Genomic DNA, 26,379 nt, shown 5'->3' with positions numbered 1-26,379 from the left:
AATTAAAACAGAAATTTAATAAATCTTCAAATATTTATAAGGAACAATAAATTGAGCAAAAATAAAGGTTTTTCTGAAACATCGGCAGGTAGATACTCTCTGGCACTTTATGAATTAGCAATAGAAGCTAATAATTTAAGTGAGATTGAGGTTCATTCTGCTTCAATTATTAATTTAATTGCTTTAAGTGAAGATTTTAAATCTTTAATCAAAGATCCAACAAACAACAAAGAAGACCAATTGAATGCTCTAAGTAAAATTTCAGAACAATATAAAATAAATGAATTATTAACCAAATTTTTAAGCTTTCTAATATCTAAAAGAAGATTCTTTTACGTGGATAAAATTCTAAAAAGCTTTGTTGAGACATGTTCAGTCAAAAGAGGTGAATTAAAAGCAGAATTAACTTCTGCAAAAGATCTTACTGAAAATGAAATTAACAACATAAAAGAAGAATTGACTAAAAACTTTAGTTCAAAAATAAAATTAAACTACAAACACGATGCAAGTTTAATTGGGGGTTTGATTGTGCAAGTCGGAAGCACAATGGTGGACACTTCCATTAAAAATAAATTACAACAAATCGAAAATAGGATGATAGAGGCATAAATGGATATAAACCCATCAGAAGTAACAAAGATATTAAAAGAACAAATTAAAAAATTTGGCGATAAAGCAGAAGTGACTGAGGTTGGTCAGGTTTTGTCTGTAGGAGATGGTATTGCTAGAGTATATGGATTAGACAATGTTCAAGCTGGAGAGATGGTAGAATTTTCAGATGGATCAAAGGGAATGGCTCTAAACTTAGAAAGTGAAAATGTTGGAGTTGTAATTTTTGGAGATGACAGAAAAATTAAAGAAGGTGATGTTGTTAAAAGAACAGGAAGTATTGTTGATGCACCTGTTGGAAAAGAATTATTAGGAAGAGTTGTTGATGGATTGGGAAATCCAATCGACGGTAAAGGTGCTTTAGATAAAGCAACTAAAAGAAGTAGAGTTGAAGTAAAAGCTCCTGGAATTATTCCAAGACAATCTGTTAGTGAACCAATGCAAACAGGCTTAAAATCAATTGACAGTCTAGTTCCAGTTGGAAGAGGACAGCGTGAATTAATTATTGGTGATAGACAAACTGGAAAAACTGCAGTTGCTATCGATGCAATCATTAACCAGAAAAAAATAAATGAATCTGGTGATGAGAAGCAAAAACTTTATTGTATCTATGTCGCTATAGGTCAAAAAAGATCTACAGTTAGACAAATTCAAAAAACTTTAGAAGAAGCTGGTGCAATGGAATATACAACAATTGTAGCCGCTACCGCTTCAGACGCAGCACCACTTCAGTTTTTAGCGCCATATACGGGCTGCACTATGGGTGAATACTATAGAGATAATGGTATGCATGCATTAATCATTTATGATGATTTATCTAAACAGGCTGTAGCTTATAGACAAATGTCACTTTTATTAAGAAGACCTCCAGGAAGAGAAGCTTATCCAGGAGATGTATTTTATTTACACAGTAGATTACTTGAGAGAGCAGCCAAACTTAGTGATGAGCATGGTGGAGGTTCATTAACTGCTCTTCCAATAATTGAAACACAAGGTGGAGACGTATCTGCTTTTATTCCTACTAACGTTATATCAATTACAGATGGTCAAATATTTCTTGAAACAGAATTATTTAACCAAGGAATTAGACCAGCGATTAACGTAGGTCTATCAGTTTCTAGAGTTGGATCTGCAGCACAAACAAAAGCAATGAAAAAAGTTTCTGGTTCAATGAAGCTGGAGCTTGCTCAATATAGAGAAATGGCTGCCTTTGCACAATTTGGATCGGATTTAGATGCATCAACACAAAAACTTTTAAATAGAGGTTCAAAACTAACTGAACTTCTAAAACAAAAACAATATTCTCCTATGACAGTTGCTGAGCAAGTAATTTCAGTTTTCTGTGGAGTTAAAGGTTATTTGGATGATGTAGAACTTAAAGATATTGCTGAGTTCGAATCTAAGATTATTGAAAAATGTAAATCTGAAAAACCAGAAATTTTAGAATCTGTATTAAGCTCAGGTAAGCTTGAAGAAGATACTGAAAAATCATTAGTTGAAACTATCATGGAACTTAAGAAGAACTTTAATTCTTAAAATATGGCAACACTAGACGACTTAAAAAAAAGAATAGCGAGTGTAAAGTCTACACAAAAAATTACCAAAGCCATGAAAATGGTTGCGGCTGCTAAACTTAGAAGAGCACAAGAAAATGCTGAAAAGGGAAGACCTTATTCTGAAAAAATGAATAACATTATTCTTAATTTATCTAGTGGTATTTCTGATAAGGAAAATGCACCTAAGCTCCTTTCCGGAACAGGTGAAGATAAGGTACATTTATGTATTGTGTTAACATCTGACCGTGGTCTATGTGGTGGTTTTAATACAAATATTATTAAAAAAGCTAAAGCATATTTTAAAAAAATATCTGATGAGGGAAAAACTTTAAAGATTATAACTGTTGGATCTAAGGGATATGATCAATTAAAAAGAGTTTATAAAGATGATATTGTAGAGAGAATATCTTTTAAAGATTCAAAAACTATCAATTATCTAGATGCTGAAAAAGTAGGAAAAATGATAATTGAAAACTTTGAAAAAGAGGAATTTGATGTGTGTACAATTTTTTATAATAAATTTAAAAATGTAATCACTCAAATACCTCAAGAACAACAAATAATTCCTTTAAAAACATCTGAAGCAGAAGAAAATTCTTCTGAGGATAATTATGAATTTGAACCAGATGAAGATGAAATTTTAAGCAATTTATTGCCTAAAAATATTTCTACTCAGATTTTTAAAGCGATGTTAGAAAATTCAGCTAGCGAACAGGGTTCAAGAATGAGCGCAATGGATAGTGCAACTCGAAACGCAGGTGAAATGGTTGACAAGCTTACTATTGAGTATAATAGAAGTCGTCAAGCAGCTATTACAAAAGAACTAATTGAAATCATATCAGGAGCGGAAAGTTTATAATTATGAGCAAAGGAAAAATCACACAGATCATTGGAGCAGTAGTAGACGTAAAATTTGATGGAGAATTACCAGAAATTTTATCAGCATTAGAATGTAAAAATGGAGACAACAGATTAGTTTTAGAGGTTGCACAACACCTTGGTGAATCAAGTGTTAGAACAATTGCAATGGATGCCACTGAAGGATTAAAAAGAGGAGACGAAGTAACGGCAACAGGTGCTCCCATTCAAGTTCCAGTTGGTCCAGAAACTTTAGGAAGAATTATAAATGTAATAGGTGAACCTATTGATGAAAAAGGTGAAGTTAAAACAAAAGAGAAATGGCCAATTCACAGAGCGGCACCTGAATTTAGTGATCAATCAACAGAGACAGAAATTCTAGTTACAGGAATTAAAGTAGTTGATCTATTAGCACCATATGCCAAAGGAGGAAAAATTGGTTTATTTGGAGGTGCGGGTGTTGGTAAGACAGTACTTATTATGGAATTAATTAACAACGTAGCAAAAGCTCATGGTGGATTTTCTGTGTTTGCTGGTGTTGGAGAAAGAACTAGAGAAGGAAATGACCTTTATCACGAAATGATAGATTCAGGCGTTATTAAGCCAGAAGGTCCAGGATCAAAAGCGGCACTAGTGTATGGTCAAATGAATGAACCCCCAGGGGCTAGAGCAAGAGTTGCTTTAACAGGTTTAACTGTAGCTGAATATTTTAGAGACCAAGAAGGACAAGATGTATTATTCTTTGTTGATAACATTTTTAGATTTACTCAAGCAGGTTCAGAAGTTTCTGCATTATTAGGAAGAATTCCTTCAGCTGTTGGATATCAGCCTACACTTGCAACAGACATGGGTAACCTTCAAGAAAGAATTACAACAACTAACAAAGGTTCTATTACATCTGTACAAGCGATTTATGTACCAGCAGATGATTTAACTGACCCTGCGCCTGCTACATCTTTTGCTCACTTAGATGCAACAACTGTATTGTCTAGACAAATAGCTGAAATTGGAATTTATCCAGCAGTAGATCCTCTAGATTCTACTTCTAGAATTTTAGATCCTAGAATAGTTGGAGATGAGCATTACAGAGTTGCCAGAGAAGTGCAAAAAATTCTTCAAACTTATAAATCACTACAAGATATTATTGCGATTTTAGGAATGGATGAATTATCTGAAGAAGATAAATTAACAGTAGCTAGAGCTAGAAGAATTCAAAGATTCTTATCACAACCTTTCTTTGTTGCCGAAGTCTTTACTGGTTCTCCAGGAAAATTAGTAGATTTAGAATCTACAATTAAAGGTTTTGCTGCAATATGTAATGGTGAATATGATCATTTACCAGAAGCTGCATTTTATATGGTGGGTACAATTGAAGAAGCTATAGAAAAAGCAGAAAAAATGGCGAAAGATACTGCCGCATAATGAGTGAAGAGTTCAAAATAGAAATCGTAAACCCAGAAAAATCTTTTCTTTCAAAAGAAGATGTAACAGAAGTTGTTGTGCCTGCTTTTGAAGGGGAAATGGGGATTTTAAAGGACCATATCTCAATTATTTCATTTTTAAAGCCAGGAATTATTAAAATCTTTTCTAAATCAGGAGAAGACAATTATTACGTTGAGGATGGAATTGTTGAATTTAAGAATAATAATTTATCAGTTCTAACAAGTTCTATTTTTAATATTAAAGATATTGATAAAGATAAAATTAGTGAACTACTTGCTCAAGCAGAAGAAAGTTCAAAAAATAGTGACATTACAGATCAAAATAAATACTTAGTTGATCAAAAAATTGATGTGTTAAAAACTCTTAATTAAGAATTTCTTTTACTTTTTCTTTAACATCTTTGTATACATGTAGCTTAAAGTCTACAACTAGGTCAGTTATACTTTCAAGATCAATCCATTTCCATTCACAAAATTCAGGATGTTTAGTCTTAATATCAATCTCGTTATCTTGCCCTAAAAATCTCATTATAAACCACTTTTGTTCCTGACCCCTATACTTACCTTTCCAAATTATATCTAATAAGTTTTTTGGCAATTCATAAGAGATTAATCCATCACACTCTTTAATTAGTTCAACATTTTTTATACTAGTTTCTTCTTCCAGTTCTCTGTAAGCAGCAGTTAAATAGTCCTCACCCTTATCAACACCACCTTGGGGCATCTGCCAAAAATTTTTTTGATTATCAATTCTTTTTGCAACAAAAACTTTATTATCTTTATTCAGGACAACAATTCCAACTCCACTTCTAAGAGGTAAATTTACTTTATTGTCCGACATTTATCCGTTGAGTAATTTTATTGCAAAATTCAATTGATTATCGGTTTCAGAATTAAATTTAAAATCATCTGAACCTTCTGCAACTTCTATATCAGGTGTTACACCTACTTCAGAAATAGATTTTCCTGAAGGGAGATAATATTTTGCAATTGTTAATCTAATAGCACCTCTATTTTTTAAAGGGATTATTGATTGTACAGAACCTTTTCCATAACTATTTTCCCCAAGTATAATAGCTCTTTTATGATCTTTTAATGCACCAGCTACTATTTCTGATGCCGATGCTGATCCATAGTTAATAAGTATAATTAGTGTTTTACTATTTGTTAGATCACCTTTTTTAGCAAACCATTTTCGATTTTCTGAAGCTTGTCGACTTCTTGTTGATACAATCTCACCATTTTCTAAAAAAAAGTCCGAAATTTTAATTGCCTGAGAAAGTAAGCCTCCAGGGTTATTTCTTAAATCTAAGATATATCCCTTTAGATCTTTATTTTTATTTAATTTATTAATCTTTTCTTTAATTTGTTCACTACTATTTTCGTTAAAGGAGGTTAGCCTTATATAGCCAATGTTATTATCTATAAGTTCAGATTTTACAGATTGAACCTGAATAACCTCTCTCATTATATTAAAGATCAATGCTTTTTTTACACCTCTTCTTCTAACCGTTATTTCAATACTCGATCCAACAGGTCCCCTCATTAATTCTACAGCTTCCATTAGCGATTTCCCTTGAACCTGAGTACTATTAATTTTTACAATATAATCACCAGCTTTTAATCCTGCTTTTGATGCTGGAGTATTATCTATTGGTGATATCACTTTCACAACACCTGCTTCCATGCCAACTTCAATACCAAGACCACCAAACTCTCCACTAGTTTCAGTTTGCATACCCTCAAAACTTTCAGGTGTCATATATGCAGAATAGGGATCTAGTGATTGTAATAAACCATTTATGGCTGAATCCATACTTTTTGATTGATCAACTTCATCAACGTATTCTTTACTAATTTTTTCAAGCACCTCACCAAACAAATCAATTTTTTTATATATGTCAGTGTTTTCAGAAAAACTTTTTTGAAAAGTAAATAATAGTGTTATAAAAAAAATAAAAAATCTTTTATTCAAAATCATATCATCACTTTTTCTTTAGGAATAATTTCTGACCATATTTTTTCTAATTCATAAAATTTTCTTTTATCTGGATGAAATATGTGAACAATCAAGTCTATACCATCAACTAATTTCCAATCCATACTTTCTTTTCCTTCAATCCTAGAATTTTTTACCCCATTGGTTTTTAATTTTTCTAACACCATTTCAGATAAAGCCTGAATATGTCTAGAAGAAGTTCCACTTGCTATAATCATATAGTCAGCCATTGAACTTTTATTCTTAAGATCTATTGAAATAATATCTAGGGCTTTATTAGAATCTAGGGTTTTTAGGATTAAATTTTTAAGGTCTGAGTTTTTTTCCATTAATACATTTAACCTTATCAAATTTTTCTTAATTGAGAAGATGAAATATTGACCTTTTTAAAATTAATAAAAGATAATTTTTTTTTATTTATACCATTAAAGGTAACAGACTTTAATGATTTTGCTTTATATCCCTGCCGATCAAATACAAGAAGATTGCATTTTTTTATAATGGATTTCCATTTATGCCATTTATGAAAATTAATTAGATTGTCAGCACCCATAATGAAATAAATTTCAAATTTTTTATCTTTATCTAGATAATTGATGAGGTCGATTGTTTTATTGGAAAGAACTTTTTCTTCATAAAACTTAACTTTAATAAAATTATTTTTGCCAATTAATTTTTTTGCAAATTTTATTCTATTCTTTAGATTTGTTTTGCTTGTGTTTTTAAACGGGTTTTGTTTGGTAATTGCCCATATAATATTTTTTAATTCTAATATTTTTTTAGCTTGTTTGGAAATTTCCAAATGGCCCTTGTGGGCAGGATCAAAAGTTCCCCCCAAGATTCCAATTTTTGTCCTTTTTTGTTTTAAGTTATTTTCTAGTTTTACCATTACTAACAATTTCGTATTTGTATGAAACGAGCTGTCCTAATCCAACAGGCCCTCTTGGAGGTAATGTGTTTGTCGAAATGCCAACTTCACCTCCAAAACCGAATTCACCACCATCAGCAAATTGAGTGGATGTATTATGCATTGCTATAGAGCTTTTAACATTTTTTAAGAATTTATTTGCAGTTTTTTTATTTTTAGTAACAATAGAGTCGGTGTGCATAGTTCCATATTTGTTAATATGATTAATGGCATCGTCACAATCTTTGACTGTTTTTACAGAAACTGCTGCTGATAAATATTCAGTAGACCAATCTTTTTCTTTTGCTGGATAAATTTTTCCTTTGTAATATTTTTTTAAAAAACGGTCTCCATATATCTTGCAATGATTTTCTTCTAACTTTTTTAGAATTGGGTTACAAAATTTCTTAACAATTTTTTCATGTATTAAAATTGTTTCCGTAGCTCCACAAATACTAGTGTTTCTTAGTTTAGCATTATAGGTAATGTTTGTAGCCATCTTTAGATTAGCATCCTTATCAATAAAAGTATGACAAAGTCCTTCCAAATGACCGATAATAGGGACATTTGAAAATTGCTGAACTCTTTTTACTAAATTTTTTCCACCACGAGGTATTATTACATCAATAAAATCTTTCATTCTTGAAAGCATAAAATCGACCATTTTTCTGTCTTTAGAATCTATAAATTGAATAAAGTTCTCATTCACTTTATTTTCTCTAAGCGATTTTCTAAATAGTTTTGCTAAAATTTTATTAGTATTTATGGCCTCAGAGCCACCTTTTAAAATTACAGCATTTCCAGATTTGAAGCATAAGCTTGCAACATCAGATGTAACGTTAGGTCTACTTTCATAAATAACACCTATAACACCAATAGGTATAGACACTCTGCTAATTGTTAAACCATTTGGTCTGCGCCATTTTTCTAAAGTAGTATCAACAGGATCTTTTAAGTTAGCAATTTTATCTATAGAATTTTTTATGCCTATTAATTTTTTTTCATCGATAGTTAATCTTTCTATTAGATTGCTTTTTAAGCCTTTGCCAAGAGCAAATTGAATGTCTTTTTGGTTAGCTTTAAGTATAGATTGTTTTTCTTGACCTAATAAGAAGGCATATCTTTTTAAAATTTTATTTTTAGTTTTTGAATTAATTTTATTAAGAGATGCTTTTCTTGCATTTTGACCTATTAATCTCATATATTTACTCATTTTATACCTCCACTATATCATCTTTATGAATTACTTCTGATTTAGAAATATATCCTAGTAATTTTTCTATCTCTTTTGAGTGGTGACCCATAATTTTTTCTATTTCATTCGATGAAAAAGAGCTAAGTCCTCTTGCGCATTCGTAATTATTTTTATCTAAAACTTTGATGTGGTCACCTTTGCTAAAACGGCCAGACACTTTTTTTATTCCTGCTGCTAATAAGCTTTTACCATTTGAAAGTGCCTGTTTTGCACCGTCATCAATAATAAGTGCGCCCTTAGGTGAAATAGAGCTAATAATCCATTTTTTTCTAGCAGCCAATTTTGAAACTTTAGGTAAAAACCATGTGCAATTATTCTCTTCAGTTATTTTTTTAATAGGTCTGCTTAATAATCCATTTGCTATTACCATTTGGCATCCTGATAATTGACAGATTTTTGCAGCATCTATTTTAGTTTTCATACCACCTGTGCCATGCTCACTAATACTTTTAGTGGCTATTTTTTCTATATCTTTATCTATATTTTTAATTTCTTTTATTAATTTTGCATTTTTATATATTTTTGGATTGAGCGTATAAAGACCGTCTACATCAGAAAGCAATATAAGTGAGTCTGCGCCTGATATTTGCGCAACACGAGATGCTAATCTGTCATTGTCACCATACTTAATTTCTGAAGTAGCAATAGTATCATTTTCATTCACTATTGGTACAAAGCCTAGTTTAAATAAGTTATCAAAAGTTCTTTTTGCATTAAGGGCTCTTCTTCTTTGTTCTGTGTCTTCCAAAGTGAGAAGAATTTGAGAAATATTAATTTTCAATTTAACAAATATTTCTGAGAATAAATTCATTAGTTCAATTTGCCCAATAGATGCAACAGCCTGACTTTTATCAATCTTAAGGTTTTTTTTGCTAATATTTAGTTTTTTACAACCCATTGCTATTGCTCCTGAGCTTACAATAATAATTTTTTTATTCTGTTTTATTAGTTCCTGAATATCTTTAGCAAATCCAGTGAGCCATTTTTTTCTTACTTTTTTTTTGTCATCTATTAACAAAGATGAGCCAATCTTAATTACAATTATTTTAGAATCTTTAAGATACATAGGAGAGTAATTTAGCTTTAATTTTAGATATTGAGCCTTTTTCTAATGTTGAGAGTGTAACCACCTCAGAATCTTTATTTTTAGAAAAATTCTTTAAAATTTCTTTTACTTCTTCTTCCTCTAATAAGTCTGTCTTATTTAATACAATTATTTCTTTTTTTTCTAGTAAATCTTTACTGTAACTCCCTAGCTCATTTCGAACTTGTTTATAGGTATTTTGAAGGTCTTCATCAGTAATATCTATTAAATGCATTAAAGTTTTACATCTTTCTATGTGTTTTAAAAATTGAATACCAAGTCCTACACCTTCATGTGCACCTTCAACTAATCCAGGGATATCAGCTAGAGTTATTTCCTTATCATCATAACTTGCAACACCAAGATTTGGATTTAGTGTTGTAAATTTATAGTTTGCAATTTTAGGCATCGCATTTGTAATGGCAGCCAGCAAACTAGATTTACCTGCATTAGGTAATCCAACAATACCAACATCGGCAATAGTTTTCAATTGAAGCCAAATTACATATTCTTCACCGATTGCACCTTTAGTGAATTTTTTTGGAGCTCGATTAGTAGAACTTTTAAATCTAGTGTTTCCAAGACCACCTTTACCACCATTAGCTACAATAAATTCTTCACCTTCTTTTTTAAAATCATAAATTAAAGTTTTATTATCTTCTTCAAAAACTTGTGTACCTATTGGAACTTTTAAAAATAAATTTTCTCCACCATGACCTGTACGATTTTGTCCAGAACCATTTACTCCTCTTCCTGCTTTATGGTGTTGTTGAAATCTATAATCGATAAGAGTATTTAAGTTTCTTTCTGATCTTAGGAATATGGTACCACCTTTACCTCCATCACCACCGTCAGGTCCACCGTATTCAATAAATTTCTCTCTACGGAAACTAGGAGAACCATGCCCACCATTGCCGGCCTTTACATAAATTTTTACTTGATCTAGAAACTTCATATTACAACTGTTAGTTTTTAGTTGTACTACTAATTGGGTTTTACGGAAACGAATGTTCTGTCTAATCTACCTTTTTTAAATACTACTTTCCCCTCAACAACAGAGAAAATTGAATGATCTTTTCCCATTCCCACATTTTCACCTGGGAAAATTTTAGTTCCTCTTTGTCTAACAATTATGTTTCCAGGAATAACTACTTCACCACCGTACTTCTTAACGCCGAGTCTACGACCAGCACTATCTCGTCCGTTTCTCGATGAACCACCTGCTTTTTTTGTAGCCATAATTTACCTAATTTATTTATTAACTGCTTCAGCTTCTGCTTTAGCCTCAACCTTTTCAATTTTTTTAGTTGGTTTAATCATTTTTTCCGCTTCAGATAAAATTTTACCATCTTTAGAAAATATTTTACTAATTCTTATTAATGAATATTGCTGTCTATGACCATTTTTTCTTCTAGAATTTTGTCTTCGTCTTTTTTTGAAAATTAATATTGTTCTATTTTTTCCATTTTCAACAAGGTCTGCTTCAACTTTTGCACCCTCTACTGTTGGTGATCCAACTTCAATACTTTTGTCATCTCCGTAAGCTAAGATTTCTTTAAACTCTATCTTAGTTTCAAGTTTAGAATCCTCTAATCTTTCAATTTTAAGTATTTCTCCAGCCTTTACTTTGTACTGTTTTCCACCTGTTTGTATGATTGCGTATGACATTGTTTAATCTATTTTTTATAAACAGCAATATAGTCGGGGACCTATTATAGTCAAGTCCGAATAAACTAGAAATTGTCCTTTAAATCCCTCAATTTTGAAAAGGTTTCTTCTGTATCAGATCTAAGAAAAATATTGCACTCTAATTCCTCTTTAATAGTGGATGGAATAGTAGGTAGGTTATTTTTTAATTTTTTGTTTATGTGTTTAATCTTAGTTTTTAGGTTTTCATTGTCTTGGTCATGAGTAATACAAAATTTAGAGTTTTGTTTAGTATATTCATGTCCACAATAGATCTTTGTTTTTTCTGGTAGTGCTTTTATTTTCATTAACGAATTATACATCTGTGAGTATGTTCCTTCAAAAATCTTACCACAACCAAGTGAAAAGAGAGTGTCTCCTGTAAAAACAGATTCTTCATTATAAAAATAAAAACATATATGACCAAGGGTATGACCGGGTATATGAAATATTTTAGCCTGGAAATTTTCTTCGTGCCAAATATTTTGATCACCGACCAGTATATCTATTTCTGGAATTCTATCTTTGTCTCCTTTATATCCAATAACACTAGCTCCATATTTTTCTTTTAATTCTTTATTGCCCCCCACATGATCATAATGATGATGTGTATTTAATATATATTTTAAATGTATATTTTTATCTTCCAAATATTTGATAATAGGCTCTGCTTCACTGGGATCAATCACACATGCAATATTTTTAGTTTTATCAATAATTAGATAAGAATAGTTATCTTGTAAACAAGGTATTATTTGAATTTCCATTTAGCTCTCAATTAAAAAAATACCTAGTTCTGCTGATAAATTTTTAATATTTAGATTAAGTTTATTAATAGATGATATTTTTTCGTTATGCAGAGCTAATGATTTATCTAATATAATTTTTCTATTTTCACAAAAATTATAAAAATCTTTTATGGTACACATATGAAGGTTAGGAGTATTATACCACTCATCAGGTAGATTCTTTGTAACTGGCATTGTTCCTTTAATTAATAGGTGAAGCCTAACTTTCCAAAAACCAAAATTAGGTATTGTAACAATAGCTTTTTTACCAACCCTCAATAGCTCTTTGATAACTATTTCAGGATTTAAAAATGCTTGCAGTGTTTGACTTAAAATAACAAAATCAAAGGAGCTATCAGGAAATTGTAATAGATCTTTTTCTGCATCACCCTCAATAACAGTTAGCCCTTTTGATAAACATTTTTGAACATTATCTTTGGAGATTTCTATTCCTCTTATGTCTATTTCTTTATTATACTTAAGATATTCCATTAATATACCATCTCCACAGCCCACATCTAAAACTCTAGTATTTTTTTCAATTAGATCAGAGATTATTTTAAATTCTTGTTTCATGTTTAGTTTTTAGAATAAGCTGTTTTAATATAATCACCTAGAGTATTTAAAAATTTAGGAACTTTTAAAAGGAATGAATCATGTCCTTTGTCAGATTCAATTTCGACAAATCCGACCTCAGCACCTATGGCATTTAAGGCTATAACAATTTCTTTATTTTCAGACGTTGGATAAAGCCAATCAGAAGTAAAAGATATAATAAGAAACTTAGTTTTAGTTTTTTCGAATGCTTTAGATAAATTACCGTGATGTTCTTTGATTAGATCAAAATAGTCCATCGCTCTTGTTATATATAGGTAGCTATTTGCATCAAATCTATCAACAAATACAGATCCTTGATATCTTAAATAACTTTCTATTTGAAAGTCTGCATCAAAACCAAATTTTAGGTCATCTCTTTCTTGCAACTTTCTTCCAAATTTTTCTTGTAGACCATTTTTAGATAAATAAGTTATATGTGCAGCCATTCTTGCAACAGATAATCCTTTATTAGGATTTTTATTTTGATTGGAATAGTCACCATTTTCCCAATTAGCATCAGCCATAATCGATTGTCTACCAAGTTCATTAAAGGCAATATTCTGTGCTGAATGACTAGCTGTGCAGGCTATTGGAATAGCAACTTTTGCTTTATCAGGAAAGTTATTAACGAACTGAAGTGTCTGCATCCCACCCATTGATCCACCCATAACAGCAAATAATTTATCAATGTTAAAAAAATTTAAGAGATTAAATTGTGCATTAACCATGTCATTAATAGTGATGACAGGAAAAGTGGTACCATATTTTTTATTAGTATTGGGGTTAATTTCACTAGGACCATACGAGCCCATACATCCACCAATAACATTGGCACAAATTACAAAATATTTATCAGTATCAATGGCTTTACCAGATCCAACAGCATATGACCACCAACCCTCTTTTTTAGTAATTGGATTTATTCCAGAAACAAATTGGTCACCAGTTAAAGCATGAAAAATAAGAATGGCATTATCTTTCGTCTCATTTAGAGAGCCATAAGTCTCATAAGCTAGAGAATAATTATTGATGGTTTGACCACAATCTAATTTTAATGGTTTATCAATTATAATATTTTTTATGTTCACATTTTTATTCATAAATATTGGCCAAATTTGAATTGTGAGACAAAAAACTTATTTAGCGGTTTTTTAAGTGCTCGCAATTCAGTTAAATCAGCACATATTTTTTGTACTAGATAGTATTTCTTATGTCAATTTTTTTAAAAAATGACTTATTCTATATGAAAGGATAATATTTTATTTATAAGGTAAATAAAATTAATAAAAATGACAGTTCCAAAATTTAAAGAATTCAAAATAGAGGCTTATAAACCAGGTAAGTCAAATATAGCAAAAATACGAAATGTTATAAAATTATCAGCAAATGAGTCAGCTCTTGGTGTAAGCCCAAGAGTAAAGAAAATTTTACAGAATAAAGAGTTAATAATATCCAAGTATCCAGATGGTAAGTCCAAAAACTTAAGAAAAGAAATTTCAAAAAAATATAAGTGTGATTTTGAGAAGATAATTTGTGGAGCGGGATCAGATGAAATTATTCAAATGATTTGCCAGTTGTACCTAAAACCCTCTGATGAAGTGATTGTTCCTCAATATAGCTTTTTAATGTACAGGATATATGTACAAATAGTGGGAGCAAAAGTTGTTTTTTCTAAGGAATCAAATTTTAAAGTTTCAATAAATGAAATTATCAAGAAAGTAACAAAAAAAACCAAACTCGTATTTATTGCTAACCCTAATAACCCAACAGGAACATACTTAAGTAGAGCAGAGCTAATAGACTTAAGAATGAAATTGAATAAAAATATTTTACTAGTTTTAGATGATGCTTATTTTGAATATATGAAAAATAAAGATTATAAATCTGGTTTAGATTTATTTAAAAATAAAAATAATGTCATTGTGATAAGAACTTTTTCAAAAATATATGGACTAGCCTCGTTAAGAGTTGGCTGGGGTCATGGCCCTAAGAAAATTATCTCTGCAATGAATTTAATTAGACCTCCATTTAATGTAAATCAAGTTGCACAGATGGCAGCAATAGAAGCTTTAAAAGATAGAAACTTTATTAATCAATCTGTGAAACATAATATCACAGAAGCAAATAAAGTTAGAAATGATTTAGAAAAACTAAAAATTTTTTCAAATGAAGTAACAGCTAATTTTTTACTGTTAAATTTTGATAAATGTAAATTTTCAGCTAATTATATTTTTAACAAACTGCAGTCAAAAGGAATTATATTAAGATCTACAGAAGATGGATATAATATTAAAAACAAATTAAGATTAACAATTGGATCTAAAAAAGAGAATATGAGATTCATAACAACGATCAAGACTATCTTTAATTAAATATGAAAAATATTTTAATTATAGGCTGTGGTTTGATTGGTTCTTCATTGTTAAGATCAATATCTGAAAAAAAAATAGCTAAAAAAATATTTGTCTACGAAAAATCAAAATCAAATATTTCAAAAATTAAAAAATTAAAGTTACCATGTGAAATTATAGATGATTTAAAAAAAATTATCCCAAACTTAGATCTAATAATATTTTGCACCCCACTAGGAGAATATGAAAAAATAATTTTAAAGATAAATAGATATTTATTACCTAAAACTATTATTACAGATGTTGGATCATCTAAAGAAAAGTCTATGGACTTAATTAAAAGAAAATTGAAAAAAGGCATTTTTTGGACATCTAGTCACCCTATTGCAGGGTCAGAAGTTAGTGGCCCAGAAAATGGAGTAAAAAGTTTATTCCTTAATAAATGGTGCATATTAATAAAAGAAAAAAATACCAACAGAAAACACCTTCTTATACTTACCAAGTTTTGGAAAAAAATTGGTTCAAAAGTTGCAATTATGGACTCAAAAAAACATGATACGGTTTTTTCTATGACAAGTCATTTACCTCATTTAATTGCATATAATTTGGTTAAAACAGCGACAGATTTTGAAAAACAACAAAAGTATGAATTAATCAAATTTAGCGCAGGTGGTTTGAGAGATTTTTCAAGAATTGCCGCATCTAATGAAATTATGTGGAGAGATATTTTTTTTAATAACCAAAAAAATATTTCAAAAGTTATTGATTTGTTTATTAAAAATTTACGTTCATTTAAAAGAGATATTCAATTTAAAAATAATAAGTCTATTATTAAAAAATTAGTTAATACTAAAAAAGTTAGAAAGAAAATAATTAAGTTGAAACAAGATATTAACAAGCCAGATTTTGGAAGAAGTTAATATTTTATAGAGGATATTTTTTTTACTATTAACTTTGCTGTTCTTTCAATTCTATTTATTGTTTCTGTTATATTCATAATCAAAACTTTCTTTTCTGGACCATATGCATGAATTAATTTTTGAGAGTTAATACAAAGAGCAACATGACCTTTCCAAAATATAATGTCACCTTTTTTAAATATTCCACCTTTATCTTTTTTTGTTGAATATTTTATTTGATCCTTTGTGTCTCTTGGATAAAATTTATTATTATAGTAAAAAAATAATTGTAAAATAGCAGAGCAGTCTATACCCCTATAAGTTTTACCACCCCAAATATATTTAGTTTTTAAAAACATTTTTAATACTTTTAAATAATCTTTTTCTATATGATTCATATTTTTTACATCACTTTTTTTTACCAATTTATTTTTTTCAAATTCTATAAATTTTTTACTTTCTTGAATCATTGAAATTCTTGATGCAAAAGGTAAAAAATATTTTGTCTTATTTTTTTGTTTATTATAAATATTTGCTTTTAGAATAAATATTTTATGAGTTGGCTTATGATCTTTAGTGTAATCTTTGTTTTTTATGTATCCAGTACAATTATCAAATAAAACCTTTATTTTTATCCAGCTTTTATTCTTAGATATAATTTTAAATTTTTCCCCATACAAAATTTGAGAGGTAACTTCAGAAACTACATTGGGTTTCTTATAAATATTTGATAAAGGTTTTTTGTAAAAGCAATTATTTTTCACGAAGTTTTAATTTATCTTTAATAAACCACAAACAAATCAAAGAAGGTATTACCATGATGGCTGTAATGATAAAAAATACTCCCCAATCTCCATTAAGCCAATCTACTAATGCTCCAGATGATGATGCAAGTGTAGTTCTGCCAGCAGTCCCTATCGATGCGAGTAATGCGTATTGAGTTGCGGTATATGTTCGGTCTACTAATAATGAAATAAAGGCTACAAATGCAACCGTTGCAAATGCTGCGGCTATATCATCAAATATGACTGCTACTGCGAATAATAACTCAGATTTATCACTCCATGCCAAGACTGTGAATAATAAGTTAGTTGCTGCCATTAGTATTCCTGCAACAAACATTGCTTTTAAAACGCCAGATCTAATTACAAAAAGCCCACCCAGTAATGTAAATATAACTGTAGTTATCCATCCTAAAGTTTTTGAGTAAATTGCAATGTCACCTTTAGAGAAGCCTATTTCTTTATAAAAAACTATCGACATACGTCCAAGAAAGGCCTCACCAATCTTGAATAAAAAAATAAAGCTTAAAATTCCAATAGCAATTGAAAAGCCATTTTTCTTAAAAAAGCTTATTATAGGACCACCTAATGTACTGCTTATCCACGCTATAAAATTAGTTATAATATTTTTTGATCCAAGCTTGCTTTTTATAAGTTTATCTGTTTCTTTTTGCTTCTTTTGTCTATCAGTTGAAAGAGGCTCATGAACAAACATTAAACCTATGTTCATCAAAATTACCACAACTCCTAAAATTAAAAATGTAATTTGCCAGTAATTAGTAACACCAATATTCTCTAAATATTCTGCGGTAAATAAAGCTATTACACCACCCAATTTATATCCACTCCACCATCCAACTACAGCCATCGCTGCACCAGCTGCCATTGATTTGCTTTCATGTTCACCTATTTGTTCAATTCTTAAAGCATCAACAGTAATATCTTGTGTAGCTGATGCTATAGCAATAATTAAACCAACTGTAATCAGTAGTGCAAGATTTTCGGTAGGATTAATAAAACTCCAAGTAACAAGACAAGTTAAAATTGCAATTTGCATTAAAACTATCCAGCCTCTTCTATGGCCAAGTTTTTTTGTTAGGTACGGTACTTGAAATCTATCAATAAGAGGGGCCCATAAATAGTTAAAAGCATAAACAGCAAATATTAGTCCTGCCCAACCAATTGTTGATCTACTTAAACCTTCTTCTTTAAGCCATAGACTTAAACTACTTCCAATTAAAACCCATGGAAAACCAGAGATAGCACCTAATAATAATATTCTAAGCATTCTTCTATCAAAGTAGACAGAAAAAGTTTCTGAAAGTGATTGTTTTTTTATTTCAATCATAATTAATTTCTCCAAAATGAAGGTAGAAACAATACTAGTATAGCAAACAATTCCAATCTACCCAAGATCATTCCAAGACTTAAAATCCATTTAGATATTTCAGGTATATTTGAAAAATCGCCATTAGGGCCAATTGTAGAGCCTAACCCTGGGCCAACATTAGAAATTGATGTGGCAGCACCTGAGATTGAGGTTACAAAATCTAAGCCACTTAAAGATAAAAATGCAGTTATCAAAAAAAATATAACCAAGTAAAGAAAAATAAAAGAGATAATTGAAGCCATAAATTTATCATCTACTTTATTTTTATCATATTTAATTACAAATATACCTCTTGGATAAATAATTTTTTTTAATTGATTAACAATAAATAGATATAAAATTTGAATTCTAAAAATTTTAATTCCACAAGTTGTTGAGCCAGCACAACCACCAATAAACATTAGAGTTAAAAAGAAAATTAGAGGAAAATTTCCCCATCCATCAAATTCTCCGGTGACATATCCCGTGCCAGTTAAGATAGAAATAACGTTAAAAACAATTACTCTTATATTAATTTGAGAAAAATCTTTATTTTGAAAAAGTGAATAAATAAAAAGTAGAATAATTGAAAAAATAATTATCTTAATAAATGATTTAATTTGGACATCGGAAGTAAATATTTTTTTATTACCATTTAAAAATTTTATATAAGCTATGAAAGGTAGGCTACCCATTATAATAAAAACCATCGATGATATTTCAATGGGTAAACTATTAAAATATCCTATGGATTCATTATAATTCGAAAATCCACCTGTCGCTATTGTAGTCATGGAGTGAGTTAGGCTATCGAAAATATTCATACCAAAAATTTTATAGGTAACAGCACAAAGTGTTGTTAAAACCAAGTATACATAAATTAATCTAAGAGATATTTCCTTAGATTTTGGTAATAACTTTTCTGAAGAATCGTTACTTGAAATCTTAAATAACTGCATTCCCCCAACGTTCATTATTGGCATTAGAGTTATTGCCATTACAATAATACCAATTCCTCCTAACCATTGAAGCATAGCTCGCCATAAAAGTATTGATTTAGGCGCACCCTCCAAGTTTGAAATAATTGTAGATCCTGTCGTGGTAATACCAGACATACTTTCAAAAAAAGAATCAGTAATGGATAGTTCAAGAGTAGAAAAAATAAAAGGTAAAGAGCCAAATATTGCAATACTCAACCAAGAAAGAGCGGTTAATAAGAATGCTTGTTGTAAGTTTAACTTTTTGTCATGGTTTAAATTTGTTAAAAAAAATAAAACACCAAATATTATTGAAACTATAGAAGCCCCAATAAAAGAAGAATCTAGTTCAGAATAAATAAATTGGGCTAAAATTGGAAACATCATAGAAATTCCAAGAATAATTTGCAAAACACCCAAGGTAAAAAAAACAGTTTTATAATTAGACATTTTGATAGAACATTATTTTATGGTAAATAAATTTCAACTCTATAAGAGTTAATAATAACACCCAATATAAGATATTTCTTATTAAACAAAGTGATTGAAAAAGAAAATTTAGATAAAACTAACGCATGGCCTTTTGTTGAGGCTAAAAAAATGTTGCGTGAAAGAAAATCCTTTATTGAGAAAAAAGGTAAAATTATTTTACAAACTGGCTATGGACCAAGTGGATTACCCCATATAGGTACCTTTGGTGAGGTAGCAAGAACATCAATGATGGTTAATGCGCTAAAACAACTTACGGATATACCAACAGAAATTATAACTTTTTCAGATGACATGGATGGTTTCAGAAAAGTTCCTGAAAATGTACCTAATCAAGAGCTATTGAATAAAAACCTCCATAAACCTTTAACTCAAGTACCAGATCCATTCAAAAAATTTTCAAGCTTTGGTGAGCATAATAATGAAATGTTAAAAGATTTTTTAGATAAATTTAAATTTGAGTATAGTTTTAAAAGTTCTTCAGTTCTCTATAAAAGTGGTTTTTTTAATCCAACGCTACAATTAATTTTAGAAAACTATCAGGGTATCATGGATATAATCCTTCCAACACTTGGTAAGGAAAGACAAAGAACCTACAGTCCCTTTTTACCTATATGCCCAGATACTGGTAAGGTTTTAGAAATTCCGGTTTTAGAAATCTCAAAAGAAAAATCTAAAATTATCTTTGATAACAATGGAAAAAAACTTGAAACAAGTATTTTAGATGGACATTGTAAATTGCAGTGGAAAGTGGATTGGGCCATGAGGTGGTATGCCCTCGATATAGATTTTGAAATGTATGGAAAAGATTTAATAGAAAGTGCAATATTATCTTCAAGAATAGTTAAATTGATTGGCAAAACAAACCCATCTGGCTTTGCTTATGAATTATTTTTAGATGCAAAAGGTGAGAAAATTTCAAAGTCAAAAGGTAATGGGATCACTATTGATCAGTGGTTAGAATATGCGTCTCCTGAAAGTCTTTCATTGTACATGTATCAAAATCCTAAAAGAGCAAAAAAACTATACAAAGAAATAGTTCCAAAAACAGTTGATGAATATTTAGATTTTATGGAAAAAGCTAAAAATCAAAATGAATTACAGTTATTAATGAATCCAGTTTGGCATGTACATAATGGATTAATTCCTAAAGAAGATACTATTATGAGTTTTTCAATGCTTTTAAATTTAGTGGAGACAAGTAATGCAGATTCCAAGGAATTACTTTGGAAGTTTGTAAAAAAATATAAAAAAGATATCTCAGAAAAAGATCATATAATTTTTGATAATTTAATTGGCTACGCTATTAAATACTTTAACGATGTAATCAAACTTCAGAAAAAATATAAGAAACCAGATTCAAACGAAAAAATTGCATTAGAGGCTCTAGTAAAGACTCTTGATGATTGTAATGATGCAATGTTACCTGAGGATATTCAAACATTAATTTACTCAACTGGAAAAGAAAATGGATATTCAGAAAATCTACGTGATTGGTTTAAATTAATTTATGAAGTCGTATTTGGAGATGAAAATGGTCCAAGAATGGGATTTTTTATAAGCTTCTTTGGAGTTAACGAAACTAAAAAATTAATAACAGAAAAAATAAAATAATGTTTTCAAAATTAAGATCACTAATTTTTAAAATTGATCCTGAAACTGCTCATAATTTAGCAATTAAGTCTTTAAGATTAAATTTGACACCAAATTTAAGGGATGAAAATAAAGATGATTCAATGTTCAAGACTAAACTATTTGGCAAAGAAATAGATAACCCAATTGGAATGGCCGCTGGATTTGATAAAAATGCTGAAGTTTATAATTCTTTATTTAAACTTGGATTCGGGTTTGTTGAGGTGGGGACCGTTACACCACTTAAGCAGTATGGAAATCCAAAACCAAGAGTATTTAGATTGGTGGAAGACGAAGCACTTATAAATAGATTGGGATTTAATAATTTAGGATCGGAAAGTGTAAGCAATAGAATTCGATCAAATTTGAATAAGGGTTTATTGGGAATTAATATAGGTCCAAATAAAGATAGTGATGATAGGTTAAATGATTATTTAATTGGTCTTAGAACTTTTCATGATATTGCTGACTATATTACAATTAATATTTCCTCACCTAATACAGAAAACTTAAGAAGTTTTCATGATGAAACTAAATTTGATGAATTAATGAATTTAGTTAAAGAAGAAAAAATTAAGCTTAAATCTAAAATACCAATTGTTGTAAAAATTTCTCCTGATATTTCAGATGAACAAATTGAAGCATTAAGTAAAATATTGTTAGAACGCAAAGTAAGTGCAATAATTGTTTCAAATACAACCGCAGGAAATAGAGGTAAATTAAACAATATGCTGAAACATCAAAAGGGTGGTTTGTCTGGAAAACCTCTTGAAGAAGAGGCTAATAAATTAATAAGTAAGTTTTACAGATTATTAAAAAATAAAATTGAAATTATTGGAGTAGGTGGTGTGGACTCAGGAGAAAGTGCACATAGAAAATTTTTAGCTGGTGCAAGCTATGTTCAGTTATATACTGGTATGGTTTTTCAGGGTCCCAATATTGTTGGAAAAATAAAAAAAGAGTTAAAAGAAATATTAATTACTGATGGGATCAAGAATTTTAGAGAAATAATAGGTAAGAAACAGCCTAATTAAAGCTAATAAACTTGACGAGGTCACAAACTCATCTTATATAGTCACTAATTATTATGTCTAAAAAATGTGAATTAACCGGCAAAATACCTATGAAAGGTCACAATGTTAGTCACGCTAACAATAAGACCAATAGAAGATTTTTACCAAATTTAAAAAAAACAAAATTTAAAAGTGAACTTTTAAAAAGAAGCTTAACTTTAACTGTTAGCAATGCAGGCGTTAGATGTGTTGATAAAAAAGGTACTTTTGATGAATTTTTAAAGACTGCAAGAAATAAAAATATATCACCAAGATTAAAAAAATTAAAAAAAAGTATATTAATTAAGTCACCATTCGTAAAAAAAGCACCCAAAGTATCCCCTAGTAAATCAGCTTAATGAAAAAGTTTTTTATACCACTCTCATTTATAATGGGAGTTGTTGTTTTAACTTCAAATTATTTAGTACAATTTCCGATTAACTATTATGGTTTGGAAGAAATATTAACTTATGGAGCTTTTAGTTATCCAGTTGCATTTTTAATTACAGATTTAGCAAATAGATCTTATGGCAAGGTTGTAGCTAGAAAAATTGTTTATGTTGGTTTTATTATAGGGATTGCATTTACCCTTTTCTTTTCAACAAATTTTGCAGACTTAATTTCAGTTAGAATTGCCATAGGTTCAGGCACAGCGTTTATGGTTGCGCAGTTATTAGATGTTCAAATTTTTGACTATTTAAGAAAAAAGAAATGGTTTGTTGCTCCATTAACTTCATCGTTAATTGGGTCTACTGTTGATACATTTTTATTCTTCTCTATCTCATTTTATGCAACTGGAATACCATGGGTTACTTTATCTCTAGGTGACTTAGCGGTTAAAATATTTGTTGCTTTAGCAATGTTAATTCCATTCAGGTTATTATTGGGAACTCTTAAAGCTTCAAAAGCTTAGTATAAAAATTTGTACGATAAAATTTTATAAGCAAGTTTTGCTACAAGAAAATTGTAAGAATTAAAACCTTTTATAGGTGAAAGTTCATTTATATCTGCACCGACAATATTAGAGTTCTTAGCAGCTATCCGTATAATATTTAAAGTTTCATCCCATAATAGTCCACCTGGTTCAGGTGTACCTGTTGCGGGCATTATACTTGAATCTAAACCATCAACATCAAATGTTAAATAAACTGTTTTATTCTTTATCATTTTTTTAAATTTTTTTAAGTCCCATTTACTTTTATCTTTTGCCCAAAAGATATCAATTCTAGATGAGTTTTTTTTTAAGAATGGTATTTCACTTTGAGATATATTTCTGATCCCAAATGAGATTATTGAAACATTTTTATGATCAAGACATCTCCTAATAGCTGAAGCATGAGAAAATTTTTCTCCATTATAACTCTCCCTTAAATCTGCATGTGCATCAAAATGTAGTAGGCATATTTCTTTGTGTTTTTTTACAAATGGAGCAATACACCCAGGTGTTATTGAGTGTTCCCCACCAAAAGTGATTGGAAATAGTTTTTTATCTAATATTTCTTGATTTATATCAGACATCTTTTTAAGAGCTTTTTTAATGTCTTTATCAATTTTAAATGGTTTTAAAGTTTTAATTCCAATTTTTTTGTAGGGTTCACAATGTAATTCTTCATCATATAATTCAACTTGATGTGATGCTTTGATAATTTCTTTAGGGCCATTACGAGTTCCACCACCATAACTTACAGTTTTTTCTAAACCAAATGGAACAACTACTACTTTTTCTTTAAAATTAACATCATTGTCAATTCCTAGAAACCCGTTTTTATTAGAAAGATATTTCAATTTATTTAAATATTTTTGAGAAGTTTTTTCTCGTTCTATTTTTCCAGTCACCTTTATGATAAGCATCACTTGCAATCAAAGGAAGGACACTAGTTGCTTCTGCAAAAACCATTTGTTCTTTTGCAATATCTACTTTGCCCCAAGAACTTGCTTCTTTTAATGTGGAGCTACTACAAGCACCATCCCTAGAATCTGCCACTGTAATTTGCACTGCATACTTATGCATCTCAACCTCTTTTCCTAAAAGTTCAGCACAGATAACAGTATCTTGAACAAAATTTTTTGGTACTCCTCCACCAATCATAAATAAGCCAGATCCTTTCGATTGAATCTTTATTTCAGTTAATTCACGAAGTTCTCTAATAGAATCTATCGTAATATGGTTTTTAGGATTATTTTCTTGGTGAGTGACCAATCCAAAACCAGCACTTGAGTCTGTAAATGCGGGACAAAAAATGGGAACATTATTGTCATATGCTGTTTCAATTAAAGAATCTTTTTTTTTAGAATTTTTCTTTAAATATTTTCCCATTTCATAAATAAATTCTCTTGATGTATAGCTTCTTGGATCAAGTGTATCTGCTATTTCACATATTTTTTGATCACATTCCTGTAACTCTTCTTCATCAATATATGTATCGTAAATCCTATCTATATAATTTTTTCTTAATTCAGTGTCATCTTGAAACTGTGAACCTTGGTAATGTTTAAAGCCTAAAGCTTCAAAAAAATCCATATCAACTATTGAAGCTCCTGTAGCAATAATTGCATCAACCATATTATATTGAACTAAATCTTTATAAATATTCATACATCCTGCGGCAGAAGTTGACCCAGCAAGCGTTAAAAAAATTGTGCAATCCTTATCTTGAATCATTTCATTAAAAATATTGGCTGCATTTGCTGTTTCTCTTGAAACAAAAGACATTTTTTCCATTGAGGAAATTATTTTCCTTGCATCAAACGAAGTAATATCGATGTGTTCAACTGGATTTTGTAAGAAGCTTTTTTTGCTATTATGAGTTAAATTTTTGTTTTCTGACATTAAGCAACTAATATACCTTTATTGCTCTCTTTACCATATAACGTCATTATAGGTTCGTCTTCTACTTCATAAATTTCATTAGAATAAAAACCATTGAATTGAGTTCTGAAAGTTAGACCGTAGGCCCCAAGTTGACCTAGCTCAATATAATCATTTTCCTTAATATTATTTGGAAGTAGAAATGGTCCCTTCATGTAATCCATACTATCACAAGTAGGGCCATAAAAATCAAAAGCAGTTAGTTTTCTTGATATTGCTTTTCCACTTTTAATCAAACGAGAAGGGTAAACTATGTTTGGTGTACCTGCATCAAAAAGAGTTCCATACGTTCCATCATTTATATAAAGTTTTTGTTTTTTTCTAAGATTTACTCTTACAATTGTTGATCCACTTTCTGCAACTAATGCTCTTCCGGGCTCACATAATATTTCAGGAAGTTTTTCCAACTTTAAATTTGATAAACTTTTTTTTATTTCTTCAAAATAATTATCCAAAGATTGAGGTACAAGATCTGGATAAATTGCAGGAAATCCACCTCCAATATTAATATAATCTGGAATAATTTTAGTTTTTTTTATTATATTTCCAATGTCTGCAATCCCTTTTGTATATGAAATAGGATGCATGCATTGAGATCCCACATGGAAACTTAAACCTATTTTTCTTGCATATTGCTTTGTTAATCTCAATAAAGCAGTCGCCTCAGATATGGACGCCCCAAATTTTGTTGATAAATCTATTTCAGCATGCTCATTTGAAACGGCTACTCTTACAAATAATTCAAGGTCTTTTGCCTCGTTAGTTGTTTCAATAATTTTTATTAATTCATCTTTAGTATCAAGGGAAAAAGCTTTAACATTATAATTAAAATAAGCTTCTTTAATACTTTCTCTACTTTTGACTGTATGCATATATGAACATTTTGCATTAGGATTAATTGCTCTTATATCTTTAATTTCTTGAATAGAGGCTATATCAAAGTTCTCAATCCCACTTTCAACTATTATTTTTAGTACTTCAGGATGTGGGTTAGTTTTTACTGCATAAAGTACTTTACCAGGAAATTTATTTCTAAAATATGTGGAAGCTAATTGTATTGATTTTTTCCTAATACAATAAATAGGTTTTTCTGGTTTTAGTTGATTTGTAAGATCATCAACTGTTTTAAATTTTTGCATTATGTCCCCAAAAAAAATTTAATAAAAAAAAGTTTTTAA

General features: G+C 29.6%; 29 protein-coding genes. 11 read left to right on the top strand and 18 right to left on the bottom strand.

Going from position 1 to position 26,379, the window contains the following annotated elements; all coding sequences use genetic code 11:
* Nucleotides 1-51: 51 nt before the first annotated feature.
* The 5 genes from atpH to atpC are packed head-to-tail and all read left to right on the top strand — an operon-like array spanning nt 52 to nt 4,837.
* Complete coding sequence (atpH, locus tag ABXT72_RS06590; RefSeq protein WP_415278150.1) at nt 52-609, top strand: ATP synthase F1 subunit delta; 558 nt, start codon at nt 52-54, stop codon at nt 607-609.
* Nucleotides 610-2,145, top strand: a complete 1,536-nt coding sequence (gene atpA / locus ABXT72_RS06585) for a F0F1 ATP synthase subunit alpha (RefSeq protein ID WP_271564825.1) — start codon at nt 610-612, stop codon at nt 2,143-2,145.
* A 3-nt stretch (nt 2,146-2,148) separates the two neighbouring features.
* Nucleotides 2,149-3,024 (top strand): F0F1 ATP synthase subunit gamma, encoded by an 876-nt coding sequence (locus ABXT72_RS06580; RefSeq protein WP_415278149.1) that lies wholly within the window; start codon nt 2,149-2,151, stop codon nt 3,022-3,024.
* Between the two features lie 2 nt (nt 3,025-3,026).
* Nucleotides 3,027-4,445, top strand: coding sequence for a F0F1 ATP synthase subunit beta (atpD, locus tag ABXT72_RS06575; protein ID WP_415278148.1), 1,419 nt, complete (start codon nt 3,027-3,029; stop codon nt 4,443-4,445).
* The gene (atpC, locus tag ABXT72_RS06570) at nt 4,445-4,837 is read left to right on the top strand and encodes an ATP synthase F1 subunit epsilon (protein ID WP_415278147.1); all 393 of its coding nucleotides are present in this window, start codon (nt 4,445-4,447) and stop codon (nt 4,835-4,837) included. The genes atpD and atpC overlap by 1 nt, the downstream gene beginning before the upstream one ends.
* Here the strand turns inward: atpC and ABXT72_RS06565 are convergent.
* From ABXT72_RS06565 to metX, 12 genes are all read right to left on the bottom strand, one after another.
* Nucleotides 4,830-5,306 (bottom strand): RNA pyrophosphohydrolase, encoded by a 477-nt coding sequence (locus ABXT72_RS06565; protein ID WP_415278146.1) that lies wholly within the window; start codon nt 5,304-5,306, stop codon nt 4,830-4,832. The genes atpC and ABXT72_RS06565 overlap by 8 nt on opposite strands.
* The gene (locus ABXT72_RS06560) at nt 5,307-6,446 is read right to left on the bottom strand and encodes a S41 family peptidase (protein ID WP_415278145.1); all 1,140 of its coding nucleotides are present in this window, start codon (nt 6,444-6,446) and stop codon (nt 5,307-5,309) included.
* Nucleotides 6,443-6,793 (bottom strand): ribosome silencing factor, encoded by a 351-nt coding sequence (rsfS, locus tag ABXT72_RS06555; protein ID WP_415278144.1) that lies wholly within the window; start codon nt 6,791-6,793, stop codon nt 6,443-6,445. Before rsfS ends, ABXT72_RS06560 begins: the two co-directional genes overlap by 4 nt.
* A 17-nt stretch (nt 6,794-6,810) precedes the next feature.
* Nucleotides 6,811-7,353, bottom strand: a complete 543-nt coding sequence (gene nadD, locus ABXT72_RS06550; protein WP_415278143.1) for a nicotinate (nicotinamide) nucleotide adenylyltransferase — start codon at nt 7,351-7,353, stop codon at nt 6,811-6,813.
* Complete coding sequence (locus ABXT72_RS06545) at nt 7,334-8,584, bottom strand: glutamate-5-semialdehyde dehydrogenase (RefSeq protein ID WP_415278142.1); 1,251 nt, start codon at nt 8,582-8,584, stop codon at nt 7,334-7,336. Before ABXT72_RS06545 ends, nadD begins: the two co-directional genes overlap by 20 nt.
* Nucleotide 8,585: 1 nt before the next feature.
* Nucleotides 8,586-9,692 (bottom strand): glutamate 5-kinase, encoded by a 1,107-nt coding sequence (gene proB / locus ABXT72_RS06540; protein ID WP_415278141.1) that lies wholly within the window; start codon nt 9,690-9,692, stop codon nt 8,586-8,588.
* Nucleotides 9,682-10,665 carry an Obg family GTPase CgtA gene (gene cgtA, locus ABXT72_RS06535; RefSeq protein ID WP_415278140.1) on the bottom strand — a complete coding sequence of 328 codons (984 nt, stop codon included), beginning with the start codon at nt 10,663-10,665 and terminating at the stop codon, nt 9,682-9,684. The genes proB and cgtA overlap by 11 nt, the downstream gene beginning before the upstream one ends.
* A gap of 29 nt (nt 10,666-10,694) precedes the next feature.
* Nucleotides 10,695-10,949, bottom strand: a complete 255-nt coding sequence (rpmA, locus tag ABXT72_RS06530; protein ID WP_271525759.1) for a 50S ribosomal protein L27 — start codon at nt 10,947-10,949, stop codon at nt 10,695-10,697.
* Nucleotides 10,950-10,961: 12 nt separating this feature from the next.
* Nucleotides 10,962-11,378: a 50S ribosomal protein L21 gene (rplU, locus tag ABXT72_RS06525; protein ID WP_415278139.1), complete on the bottom strand. Its 417-nt coding sequence runs from the start codon at nt 11,376-11,378 to the stop codon at nt 10,962-10,964.
* 65 nt (nt 11,379-11,443) lie between these two features.
* On the bottom strand, nt 11,444-12,163 hold the full coding sequence (gene gloB / locus ABXT72_RS06520) for a hydroxyacylglutathione hydrolase (RefSeq protein ID WP_415278138.1): 720 nt from the start codon (nt 12,161-12,163) through the stop codon (nt 11,444-11,446).
* Nucleotides 12,164-12,760 carry a methionine biosynthesis protein MetW gene (gene metW / locus ABXT72_RS06515; RefSeq protein WP_415278137.1) on the bottom strand — a complete coding sequence of 199 codons (597 nt, stop codon included), beginning with the start codon at nt 12,758-12,760 and terminating at the stop codon, nt 12,164-12,166.
* A gap of 2 nt (nt 12,761-12,762) precedes the next feature.
* Nucleotides 12,763-13,881 carry a homoserine O-acetyltransferase MetX gene (gene metX / locus ABXT72_RS06510; RefSeq protein WP_415278136.1) on the bottom strand — a complete coding sequence of 373 codons (1,119 nt, stop codon included), beginning with the start codon at nt 13,879-13,881 and terminating at the stop codon, nt 12,763-12,765.
* 189 nt (nt 13,882-14,070) lie between these two features.
* Here metX and hisC point away from each other — a divergent pair, with 189 nt between their 5' ends.
* Both hisC and ABXT72_RS06500 read left to right on the top strand, forming a co-directional pair.
* Nucleotides 14,071-15,153 carry a histidinol-phosphate transaminase gene (hisC, locus tag ABXT72_RS06505; protein WP_415278135.1) on the top strand — a complete coding sequence of 361 codons (1,083 nt, stop codon included), beginning with the start codon at nt 14,071-14,073 and terminating at the stop codon, nt 15,151-15,153.
* A gap of 2 nt (nt 15,154-15,155) precedes the next feature.
* Nucleotides 15,156-16,052, top strand: a complete 897-nt coding sequence (locus ABXT72_RS06500; protein ID WP_415278134.1) for a prephenate dehydrogenase — start codon at nt 15,156-15,158, stop codon at nt 16,050-16,052.
* On the opposite strand, the gene ABXT72_RS06495 is transcribed toward ABXT72_RS06500, so the two are convergent.
* Genes ABXT72_RS06495 through ABXT72_RS06485 form a run of 3 tightly spaced genes read right to left on the bottom strand, consistent with a single transcriptional unit; the run spans nt 16,049 to nt 19,609 of the window.
* Nucleotides 16,049-16,795, bottom strand: a complete 747-nt coding sequence (locus tag ABXT72_RS06495; RefSeq protein ID WP_415278133.1) for a C40 family peptidase — start codon at nt 16,793-16,795, stop codon at nt 16,049-16,051. The genes ABXT72_RS06500 and ABXT72_RS06495 overlap by 4 nt on opposite strands.
* A complete protein-coding gene (locus tag ABXT72_RS06490; protein ID WP_415278132.1) occupies nt 16,785-18,161 on the bottom strand; it encodes an AmpG family muropeptide MFS transporter in 1,377 nt (458 codons plus the stop codon). Before ABXT72_RS06490 ends, ABXT72_RS06495 begins: the two co-directional genes overlap by 11 nt.
* Before the next feature lie 2 nt (nt 18,162-18,163).
* The gene (locus tag ABXT72_RS06485; RefSeq protein ID WP_415278131.1) at nt 18,164-19,609 is read right to left on the bottom strand and encodes a TrkH family potassium uptake protein; all 1,446 of its coding nucleotides are present in this window, start codon (nt 19,607-19,609) and stop codon (nt 18,164-18,166) included.
* Nucleotides 19,610-19,699: 90 nt separating this feature from the next.
* Between ABXT72_RS06485 and ABXT72_RS06480 the strand changes: the two genes are divergently transcribed.
* From ABXT72_RS06480 to ABXT72_RS06465, 4 genes are read left to right on the top strand one after another with little or no spacing between them, the layout of a single operon-like run.
* The gene (locus ABXT72_RS06480; RefSeq protein WP_415278130.1) at nt 19,700-21,262 is read left to right on the top strand and encodes a lysine--tRNA ligase; all 1,563 of its coding nucleotides are present in this window, start codon (nt 19,700-19,702) and stop codon (nt 21,260-21,262) included.
* Nucleotides 21,262-22,314 (top strand): quinone-dependent dihydroorotate dehydrogenase, encoded by a 1,053-nt coding sequence (locus ABXT72_RS06475; protein WP_415278129.1) that lies wholly within the window; start codon nt 21,262-21,264, stop codon nt 22,312-22,314. Before ABXT72_RS06480 ends, ABXT72_RS06475 begins: the two co-directional genes overlap by 1 nt.
* A gap of 53 nt (nt 22,315-22,367) precedes the next feature.
* Nucleotides 22,368-22,691: a 50S ribosomal protein L28 gene (gene rpmB / locus ABXT72_RS06470; protein WP_415278128.1), complete on the top strand. Its 324-nt coding sequence runs from the start codon at nt 22,368-22,370 to the stop codon at nt 22,689-22,691.
* The gene (locus tag ABXT72_RS06465) at nt 22,691-23,245 is read left to right on the top strand and encodes a queuosine precursor transporter (RefSeq protein WP_415278127.1); all 555 of its coding nucleotides are present in this window, start codon (nt 22,691-22,693) and stop codon (nt 23,243-23,245) included. Before rpmB ends, ABXT72_RS06465 begins: the two co-directional genes overlap by 1 nt.
* Here the strand turns inward: ABXT72_RS06465 and speB are convergent.
* The 3 genes from speB to ABXT72_RS06450 are packed head-to-tail and all read right to left on the bottom strand — an operon-like array spanning nt 23,242 to nt 26,340.
* A complete protein-coding gene (speB, locus tag ABXT72_RS06460) occupies nt 23,242-24,117 on the bottom strand; it encodes an agmatinase (RefSeq protein WP_415279173.1) in 876 nt (291 codons plus the stop codon). The genes ABXT72_RS06465 and speB overlap by 4 nt on opposite strands.
* Nucleotide 24,118: 1 nt before the next feature.
* Nucleotides 24,119-25,162: a 1,9-bis(guanidino)-5-aza-nonane synthase gene (locus ABXT72_RS06455; protein WP_415278126.1), complete on the bottom strand. Its 1,044-nt coding sequence runs from the start codon at nt 25,160-25,162 to the stop codon at nt 24,119-24,121.
* Complete coding sequence (locus ABXT72_RS06450; RefSeq protein ID WP_415278125.1) at nt 25,162-26,340, bottom strand: type III PLP-dependent enzyme; 1,179 nt, start codon at nt 26,338-26,340, stop codon at nt 25,162-25,164. Before ABXT72_RS06450 ends, ABXT72_RS06455 begins: the two co-directional genes overlap by 1 nt.
* Nucleotides 26,341-26,379: the final 39 nt, after the last annotated feature.

The organism is Candidatus Pelagibacter sp. Uisw_094, assembly GCF_047729535.1.
Taxonomy (GTDB): Bacteria; Pseudomonadota; Alphaproteobacteria; order Pelagibacterales; family Pelagibacteraceae; genus Pelagibacter.
This window is presented reverse-complemented; position numbering and strand designations above follow the sequence as displayed.

Excerpts from the sequence above, each read along its gene's own strand:
- gloB (WP_415278138.1), bottom strand. The coding sequence starts at position 12,163 with ATGGAAATTCAAATAATACCTTGTTTACAAGATAACTATTCTTATCTA.
- cgtA (WP_415278140.1), bottom strand. The coding sequence starts at position 10,665 with ATGAAGTTTCTAGATCAAGTAAAAATTTATGTAAAGGCCGGCAATGGT.
- atpC (WP_415278147.1), top strand. The coding sequence starts at position 4,445 with ATGAGTGAAGAGTTCAAAATAGAAATCGTAAACCCAGAAAAATCTTTT.
- ABXT72_RS06485 (WP_415278131.1), bottom strand. The coding sequence starts at position 19,609 with ATGTCTAATTATAAAACTGTTTTTTTTACCTTGGGTGTTTTGCAAATT.
- rpmB (WP_415278128.1), top strand. The coding sequence starts at position 22,368 with ATGTCTAAAAAATGTGAATTAACCGGCAAAATACCTATGAAAGGTCAC.
- ABXT72_RS06490 (WP_415278132.1), bottom strand. The coding sequence starts at position 18,161 with ATGATTGAAATAAAAAAACAATCACTTTCAGAAACTTTTTCTGTCTAC.
- ABXT72_RS06465 (WP_415278127.1), top strand. The coding sequence starts at position 22,691 with ATGAAAAAGTTTTTTATACCACTCTCATTTATAATGGGAGTTGTTGTT.
- rplU (WP_415278139.1), bottom strand. The coding sequence starts at position 11,378 with ATGTCATACGCAATCATACAAACAGGTGGAAAACAGTACAAAGTAAAG.
- ABXT72_RS06455 (WP_415278126.1), bottom strand. The coding sequence starts at position 25,162 with ATGTCAGAAAACAAAAATTTAACTCATAATAGCAAAAAAAGCTTCTTA.
- ABXT72_RS06565 (WP_415278146.1), bottom strand. The coding sequence starts at position 5,306 with ATGTCGGACAATAAAGTAAATTTACCTCTTAGAAGTGGAGTTGGAATT.
- ABXT72_RS06450 (WP_415278125.1), bottom strand. The coding sequence starts at position 26,340 with ATGCAAAAATTTAAAACAGTTGATGATCTTACAAATCAACTAAAACCA.
- ABXT72_RS06545 (WP_415278142.1), bottom strand. The coding sequence starts at position 8,584 with ATGAGTAAATATATGAGATTAATAGGTCAAAATGCAAGAAAAGCATCT.
- ABXT72_RS06500 (WP_415278134.1), top strand. The coding sequence starts at position 15,156 with ATGAAAAATATTTTAATTATAGGCTGTGGTTTGATTGGTTCTTCATTG.
- ABXT72_RS06580 (WP_415278149.1), top strand. The coding sequence starts at position 2,149 with ATGGCAACACTAGACGACTTAAAAAAAAGAATAGCGAGTGTAAAGTCT.
- hisC (WP_415278135.1), top strand. The coding sequence starts at position 14,071 with ATGACAGTTCCAAAATTTAAAGAATTCAAAATAGAGGCTTATAAACCA.
- metX (WP_415278136.1), bottom strand. The coding sequence starts at position 13,881 with ATGAATAAAAATGTGAACATAAAAAATATTATAATTGATAAACCATTA.
- rsfS (WP_415278144.1), bottom strand. The coding sequence starts at position 6,793 with ATGGAAAAAAACTCAGACCTTAAAAATTTAATCCTAAAAACCCTAGAT.
- ABXT72_RS06475 (WP_415278129.1), top strand. The coding sequence starts at position 21,262 with ATGTTTTCAAAATTAAGATCACTAATTTTTAAAATTGATCCTGAAACT.
- metW (WP_415278137.1), bottom strand. The coding sequence starts at position 12,760 with ATGAAACAAGAATTTAAAATAATCTCTGATCTAATTGAAAAAAATACT.
- ABXT72_RS06560 (WP_415278145.1), bottom strand. The coding sequence starts at position 6,446 with ATGATTTTGAATAAAAGATTTTTTATTTTTTTTATAACACTATTATTT.
- atpD (WP_415278148.1), top strand. The coding sequence starts at position 3,027 with ATGAGCAAAGGAAAAATCACACAGATCATTGGAGCAGTAGTAGACGTA.
- rpmA (WP_271525759.1), bottom strand. The coding sequence starts at position 10,949 with ATGGCTACAAAAAAAGCAGGTGGTTCATCGAGAAACGGACGAGATAGT.
- atpA (WP_271564825.1), top strand. The coding sequence starts at position 610 with ATGGATATAAACCCATCAGAAGTAACAAAGATATTAAAAGAACAAATT.
- proB (WP_415278141.1), bottom strand. The coding sequence starts at position 9,692 with ATGTATCTTAAAGATTCTAAAATAATTGTAATTAAGATTGGCTCATCT.
- nadD (WP_415278143.1), bottom strand. The coding sequence starts at position 7,353 with ATGGTAAAACTAGAAAATAACTTAAAACAAAAAAGGACAAAAATTGGA.